The organism is Geodermatophilus tzadiensis (genome assembly GCF_003002915.1).
Classification (GTDB): Bacteria; Actinomycetota; Actinomycetes; order Mycobacteriales; family Geodermatophilaceae; genus Geodermatophilus; species Geodermatophilus tzadiensis.
This window is the reverse complement of record NZ_PVTG01000011.1, coordinates 177856-184662: the sequence shown is the minus strand read 5'-3', so window position 1 is coordinate 184662 and position 6807 is coordinate 177856. Positions and strand designations below refer to the sequence as shown.

General features: G+C 74.3%; 8 protein-coding genes. 1 reads left to right on the top strand and 7 read right to left on the bottom strand.

Features of this window, described 5'->3' with window-relative positions:
- The coding region (locus tag LY71_RS15315; RefSeq protein ID WP_211297362.1) for a dioxygenase family protein at positions 1-563 on the bottom strand (563 nt) is incomplete at its 3' end.
- Positions 564-838: 275 nt separating this feature from the next.
- On the opposite strand from LY71_RS15315, the gene LY71_RS15310 reads away from it, so the two are divergent.
- Positions 839-1459: a hypothetical protein gene (locus LY71_RS15310; protein WP_106279155.1), complete on the top strand. Its 621-nt coding sequence runs from the start codon at positions 839-841 to the stop codon at positions 1457-1459.
- 23 nt (positions 1460-1482) lie between these two features.
- On the opposite strand, the gene LY71_RS15305 is transcribed toward LY71_RS15310, so the two are convergent.
- From LY71_RS15305 to LY71_RS15280, 6 genes are read right to left on the bottom strand one after another with little or no spacing between them, the layout of a single operon-like run.
- Positions 1483-2514 (bottom strand): amidohydrolase family protein, encoded by a 1032-nt coding sequence (locus LY71_RS15305; protein WP_106279069.1) that lies wholly within the window; start codon positions 2512-2514, stop codon positions 1483-1485.
- Positions 2511-3290: an NAD(P)-dependent oxidoreductase gene (locus LY71_RS15300; RefSeq protein WP_106279067.1), complete on the bottom strand. Its 780-nt coding sequence runs from the start codon at positions 3288-3290 to the stop codon at positions 2511-2513. The genes LY71_RS15305 and LY71_RS15300 overlap by 4 nt, the downstream gene beginning before the upstream one ends.
- Complete coding sequence (locus LY71_RS15295) at positions 3287-4291, bottom strand: VOC family protein (protein ID WP_106279065.1); 1005 nt, start codon at positions 4289-4291, stop codon at positions 3287-3289. The genes LY71_RS15300 and LY71_RS15295 overlap by 4 nt, the downstream gene beginning before the upstream one ends.
- Positions 4292-4319: 28 nt before the next feature.
- Positions 4320-5396: a 4-oxalomesaconate tautomerase gene (locus tag LY71_RS15290; RefSeq protein ID WP_106279153.1), complete on the bottom strand. Its 1077-nt coding sequence runs from the start codon at positions 5394-5396 to the stop codon at positions 4320-4322.
- Positions 5396-6097, bottom strand: coding sequence for a 4-carboxy-4-hydroxy-2-oxoadipate aldolase/oxaloacetate decarboxylase (locus tag LY71_RS15285; RefSeq protein WP_106279063.1), 702 nt, complete (start codon positions 6095-6097; stop codon positions 5396-5398). The genes LY71_RS15290 and LY71_RS15285 overlap by 1 nt, the downstream gene beginning before the upstream one ends.
- The gene (locus tag LY71_RS15280) at positions 6094-6744 is read right to left on the bottom strand and encodes a GntR family transcriptional regulator (RefSeq protein ID WP_106279061.1); all 651 of its coding nucleotides are present in this window, start codon (positions 6742-6744) and stop codon (positions 6094-6096) included. Before LY71_RS15280 ends, LY71_RS15285 begins: the two co-directional genes overlap by 4 nt.
- Positions 6745-6807 lie beyond the last annotated feature (63 nt).

Genomic DNA, 6807 nt, shown 5'->3' with positions numbered 1-6807 from the left:
ATCTGCGTCACCAGGCGCTGGGTGAACGCCCGCCCGAACAGCGAGAAGTGGATGTGCGCCGGCCGCCACGCGTTGTGGTGGTTGCCCCACGGATAGGCCCCCGGCTTGATCGTCAGGAACTCGTAGCGGCCCAGGCTGTCGGTGACCACCCGGCCCAGCCCGTCGAAGTGCGCATCCAGCGGCGCCGGCCAGTTGTCCACCACGTGCCGGTACCGCCCCGCCGCGTTGGCCTGCCACACCTCCACCAGCGCGCCGGGCACCGGGCGGCCGTCGCTGTCGAGCACCCGCCCGTGCACCAGGATCCGCTGGCCGACCGCCTCGCCGCCGTTGCGCCACGTGAGGTCGGCGTCGGTGGGCAGCACCCGGTCCTCCCCCAGCACCGGACCGGTCACCTCGGTCAGCCGGTGCGGCAGGTCCACCGGCGTGCGCAGAGGCGCCCGCAACCCCGTGCTGCGGTACTCGGGGAACCCCACCGGCGTCCGCAACGCCTCGGGCTCACGCACGTAGCGCGGGAGCAGGAGTTCCTGCCGGACGGTGGTCGCGCCGGCGGTCGGATCGGGCACTGCGTCTCCTCGGGTGCGCTCCCTCGACCGGTCCGGCAGGAGCGCGCTGGTGCGGTGCGGTTCGGGCCCGGACGGCCCGGGGGTCCCCGATCCTGACGAGCCGGCGGCGACGGCCACAGGCCCGGTCGTCGCGGGCTGGAGGGGACATTTGTCTCGACCCCCTGGTCGGGGTCCCGGACGGCTTGCTGCCCCCGCGCGGCGGTTGGCACCCTGTGCGCTGCGGTGCCGCCCCGCGTGCGGCGCCGCCCCGCGGAGCAGGAGGACGAGTGACGAGCATGCACGCCCGGTCGACGGTGATCGACGGCGACCCGCGGTCGGTGGAGCCGGCCACGGCCCACGTCCGCGACGAGGTCATGCCGGCGGTCCGGCGGATGGACGGCTGCGCCGGCCTGTCGATGCTGGCCGACGCGGGCACGGGCCGCTGCATCGTCACCACGTCCTGGCGCGACGAGGACGTTCTGCGGTCCAGCCGGGAGGACGTCCGCCCGTACGCGCAGCGCACCGCCGAGATCCTCGGCGGCACCCCCCAGGTGCAGGAGTGGGAGATCGCCGCCATGCACCGGGTGCACGAGGCCCACTCGGGGTCGGTGTCCCGCGTGACGTGGCTGCGCACCGAGCCGGACGACGTCCACCGGGCCGTGGACGCCGTCCGCCTGTCGCTGATGCCCAAGCTCGACGACCTGCCCGGGTTCTGCAGCGTCAGCGTCATGGTGCGCCGCGACGAGGGACTCGCCGTGGCGGCCGTGTCCTACGACAGCCGGGCCGAGCTCGAGCAGGCGAGCGAGGGTGCGCGCGAGTTCCGGGACGAGTTCGCCCCCGCCCTGGGCATCGAGGTCGTCGACACCGGTGAGTTCGACGTCGCGATCGCGCACCTGCGGGTCCCCGAGACTCCCTGACCCGCCCCGCCGGCCCGCCCCGGTCAGCGTCCGGTGTCCCCCAGCGCCGCGGCGAGACGGGGGTACACGCGCCGGACGTTGCCCTCGAACACCGCCGTGCGCGCCTGCTCGTCGATGAGCCCGTTCGCGAACGCGGTGTCGACGTAGCGGCGGGTGTCGTCGTAGTGGTGACCGGTCCGCGGGTCGATGCCGCGCACGGCCCCCACCATCTCCGAGCCGAACAGGACGTTCGGGGTGTCCACCACGCCGAGCAGCAGGTCGATGCCCGGCTGGTGGTAGACGCAGGTGTCGAAGAAGACGTTGCCCATGACGGCGGACTCCACCGGCGGCCGGTCCAGCATGTCGGCCAGTCCCCGGTACCGGCCCCAGTGGTAGGGCACCGCTCCCCCGCCGTGCGGGATCACCAGCCGCAGCCCCGGCAGGTCGGTGAACAGGTCGGCCTGGACCAGCTGCATGAACGCGGTCGTGTCGGCGCTGATGTAGTAGGCGCCGGTGGCGTGGAAGTAGGGCGTCGCCGAGCCGGAGACGTGCACCATCGCCGGGACGTCGAGCTCGACCATGGCCTCGTAGAACGGGTACCAGGTGCGGTCGGTCAGGGGCGGTGAGGTCCAGAACCCGCCGCTGGGGTCGGGGTTGAGGTTGCAGCCGACGAAGCCGAGCTCCTCCACGCACCGGCGCAGCTCCCCGATCGACTCCTCGATCGGCGTACCGGGCGACTGCGGCAGCTGGCAGACGCCGACGAAGCGGTCCGGGTAGAGGGTGGTCACCCGGTGGACGAGGTCGTTGCTCCGGCGGGCCCACTCCAGGCTCACCGCGGCGTCGCCCACGTGGTGGGCCATCGCCGAGGCCCGCGGGGAGAACAGCGTGACGTCGATGCCCCGCTCGTCCATCAGCCGCAGCTGGCTGCCCTCGATGGTCTCGCGGATCTCGTCGTCGCTGATGGTCGGGTAGGCAGGCGGTGTCGTCCCGGCCCGCCAGGCGGCCACCTGCTCCTCGCGCCACGCGGTGTGCGCGGCCGGGGCGGTGGTGTAGTGGCCGTGACAGTCGATGATCACGCCGCTCCCTCCTGGGCGTCGCGCAGCTCGGCCAGCAGGTCGCGGGCGGCGGCCGCCACCCGTGGGGCCACCCCCAGCTCCGCCAGCTGCTCGGTGGCCGCGGCCATCTCGTCGGCCCGCCGGCGGGCGTGCCGGTGGGTGCCGTCGACCAGCCGGTCGATGGTGCGGTCGTCGAAGCCGGCCAGCTCGGCGCTGATGTTGCCGCGCAGCCAGTCGGCGCAGCCGGCGGCCTCAGCGGCCGCGAGCGCCTCCACGACGGCGGCCGCCAGCCCCTTGTAGAAGACGCTGCGCAGCAGCTTGCGGGCGATGGCCTCCCCCACCGGGCCGGGCTGCACGGTGACCTCGGCCCCGAGGGCCGCGACGACCTCGGCGAACCGCTGCGCGGCCGGGCCCGAGACCAGCATCGGGGTCCGCAGTCCCCTGCCGGGGACCGGCGCCATCAGGGCGACGTCGGCGACGGGGACCTCCTCCCCGACGGCGTCCGCCACGGCGACCTTCACCCCGGGCGAGGCGGTGTTCAGGTCGGCCCAGACGGTCCCCGGGCGCAGCCCGGGCAGCGCGTTGCTGACCGCGGTCAGGGCGTCGTGCGAGCTGTTGACGCTGAGCACCAGGTCGGCGTCGGCGACCGCCGCCGCCTCGCTGTCACGCGGGTCGACGCCGTCGACGGTGATCCCCTTCGGGTCGTAGCCGCGGACGTCGGCACCGGCGGCGACCAGGTCGCCGGCGATCTCCGACCCGGCCTCGCCCAGTCCGAGGACGGCGATGCGCACGGTCACCGGGCGGCTCCCCAGGCGTCGCCCTCGAGGTCGCTGTCCCGGGTCTCCTCCTGCTCCGGCTCGACCGGCGGCGTGCCGTGGGTGTGGAAGGTGGAGATGGTCTGCAGGCCCCAGGCCTGGCCCTTGGCCCGCTCCTCGGCCGACCAGTCGATCGGCTGCCAGTCGGGGGCGAACACCAGCCGGGCGGCCGGGTTGTCCAGCTCGATCCGGTTGCCGGCCGGCTCCCAGACGTAGAGGAAGAAGCTCTGCTGGATGGTGTGCTTGTGCGGCCCCGTCTCGATGTGGACGCCGTGCTCCAGCGCCAGGTCGGCGGCCCGGATGATGTCGTCCCGGCTGTCGACGGCGAAGGACAGGTGGTGCAGGCGCCCGGAGGTGCCGGTGGCGTCCCGGGTCCACACCGCGTCGTAGCCCTTGTTCGTGAACGTCGTCCAGCTGCCGGCGACCCCGTCGTCGAGCACGATCTGCTCGGTGACCATCCCGCCGAGGGTGTCGCGCGCGAAGTCGCGGTTGGCCACGACGTCGACGCCCAGGAAGTTGATGTGGTCGATCCGCCGGACGCTCACCCCGCGCCCCGGGTACGCCTGCGCCTGGTTCTTCAGCGCGGGCACCAGGTCGCCCGTCGGCCGGTACCACTCCGTCTCGTAGTAGACGCCCATCTCGTGGCCGTCGGGGTCGGTGAAGACGTAGACCGGGCCGTAGCCGGGGTCGCCGTCCTCCCACCCCCGGCCCAGCCCGGTCGCCTCGATCGCGGCCACCCGCCGCTGCAGCGCCTCCGGCGTGCTCGCGCGGAAGTTGGTCCGGCCGACGCCGGGCCGCGCCGCGGCGGTGAGCTTGATGGTGGTGTTCTCGTAGTCGTCCCACGCACGCAGCGACACCGAGTCGCCCGAGGTCCCGTTCTCGGTCATGCCGAGGTACCGGACGAAGAAGTCGAGGCTCTCCTCCGGCTTGTGGGTGAACAGCTCGACGTGCGCGAGGTGCGCGATGTCGTGGAGCGGCGGCACGGGGATCTCCTCTGGTCGGGGCGACGGGTCAGCGGGGGAAGGCGGTGCCGTCGAAGAGCTTGCGGGCGGTGCGGACGACGCCCGAGCGGACGACGCGCGGCGGGGTGACCGAGCCGTCGACGACGACGTCGACCACCAGGTGACCGGTCGGGTGCTCGACGTCCACCCGGGACGTGCCGGCCGGCCAGCCGGCGGTGAGCTCGTGGCCGACGGCGCCGGGCAGCAGCATCCCGGTGACCACGCTGACCGCCCCGAGGACGCCGATCGAGCTGTGCGGCTGCACCGGGATGAACGAGCGGGTGCAGACCTGGCCGCCGTCGCGCGGCTCGGACAGGAGCACCGTCTTGGGCACCGACGCGGTGGCGACGTCGCCCATGCCCATGAGCTCGGCCGCCTTCCGGCGGAACGCGTCGACCCGCTCCAGCAGCGCGGCGTCGGCGGCGAGCTCCTCGTGCGACTCGTGCCCGGTGAGCCCGAAGGACCCCGCGAGCACCAGGACGACGGGCATGCCGTTGTCGACGCAGGTCACCTCGATGCCCTCGACGGTGTCCCGCACGTGCCCGGTGGGCAGCAGCGCGCCGGTCGTCGACCCCTCGGTGTCGGTGAACCCGAGCACGACCGGCGCCGCCGTCCCGGGGACGCCGGCGATCGCCACGTCGCCGCGGTACTCCACCCGGCCGCCGGGCGTCGGGAAGGTGGCGACGGCGACGCTGTCGGAGTTGACCATGCGGATCCGCACGCTGGTCTCGCCGTCGCCGGCCGGGACCAGCCCGCGCTCGACCGCGAACGGCCCGACGCCGGCCAGCACGTTCCCGCAGTTCTGCTTGTCGCTCACGGTCGGCTGGTCGACGCCGAGCTGCAGGAAGAGGTAGTCGACGTCGACCTCGGGGTCGTCGGACGGCGAGACGACCGCCACCTTGCTCGTCAGCGGGGTGGAGCCGCCCAGGCCGTCGATCTGCCGCGGGTCGGGCGTGCCCATGAGCCGCAGCAGCAGGTCGTCGCGGGCGGCCGGGTCGGCGGGCAGGTCACACGCCTCGAAGAACAGCCCCCGCGAGGTGCCGCCGCGCAGCATGGTGCAGCGGACGCCGGTGTCGTCGTAGTGCATCACCGCTCCCTGACGTGCTCCTCGTAGGACACGTACTCGATGCCGAAGCCGGCCAGCCGCTCGCGCAGGCCGTACCGGTCCAGGCCGAGCTCGCCCTGCTCGAACGCCGCGCGGCTGGCGGCCTCCTTGTCGACCCGCGCCTGCGACGCGGTCAGCGCCCGCGGCACGTCGGCGCGCGGCACGACCAGGACGCCGTCGTCGTCGGCGACCACGACGTCCCCGGGGTGGACGGTCTGGCCGCCCAGCGCGATCGGCACGTTCACCGCGCCCGCCGTCGCCTTGACCGAGCCCTGGGCGCTCACCGCCCGCGACCAGGCCGGGAAGCCCATCTCCGTCAGCTCGGCCACGTCGCGCACGCCGCACCCGAGCACGACCCCGCGCACGCCGCGGTGGGCCAGCGCGGTCGCGAACAGCTCACCGAACAGCCCGTCGGTGGACGGCGAGTTGGTGGCCACCACCAGCACGTCCCCGGGCCGGCACTGCTCCACGGCCACGTGGATCATCAGGTTGTCGCCCGGCCAGCACAGCACGGTCACCGCCGTGCCGCCGATCCGCGCCCCCGGCCAGGCCGGCCGCAGCTCCGGACCCAGGTAGCCGACCCGGCCCAGGGCCTCGTGCACGGTGGCCACGCCGAACTCGCCGAGCCGGGCGGCGTCGGCCGCGTCGGCACGCGGTGGGTCGGTGACGACGACGGTCCTCATGCGGGTCCTCCGGAGGGGCTGGGCTCGGACAGGGCGGCGATGACGCTGCGGAAGTGGGCGGTCGCGGCGGCCTCGGCCCGGCCGGGGTCCCGGCCGGTGATCGCGTCCACCAGCTCGGTCAGCTCGGCCAGGCTCACACGGGGACGGCCGGGCCGCAGCGAGAGCCGGAACTGGTGGCGGACGAGCTGCGCCTGCAGCCGGCCGACCAGGTCCGCCGCGATGGGGTGCCGCGCGGCCTCGCCGACCAGGGCGTGCAGCTGCTGGATGAGCTCGGAGTACTCCTGGACGTCGCCGGACCCGACGGCCGCGGTCATGGTCTCCAGGTGCGCGCGCAACCGGTGGGCCTCCGCGTCGGTGATCCGCTCGGCCGCCTTGCGGGCGAGCAGGCCCTCCAGCGGCATCCGGCACTCGGTGATGGCGACGGCCTCCTCGGTGGAGACGACGCGCACCCGGGCTCCCCTGTTCGGGATCCGCTCGACGAGGCCCTCCGCGGCCAGCGCGTCGATCGCCAGCCGCACGGCGCTGCGGCTCACCCCGGTCCGGGTGACCAGCTCGGCCTCGACCAGCCGGTACCCCGGCGGCATGTCACCGCGGGAGATCGCGACACGGAGGGCGTGTTCTGCCGTCTCCTGGGCCGCGGACGCCATGGCCGCACCGTAACCCCAGCGGACCGGATTGCCAACAATCTTGTGAGCAATCGTCGTCCCCCC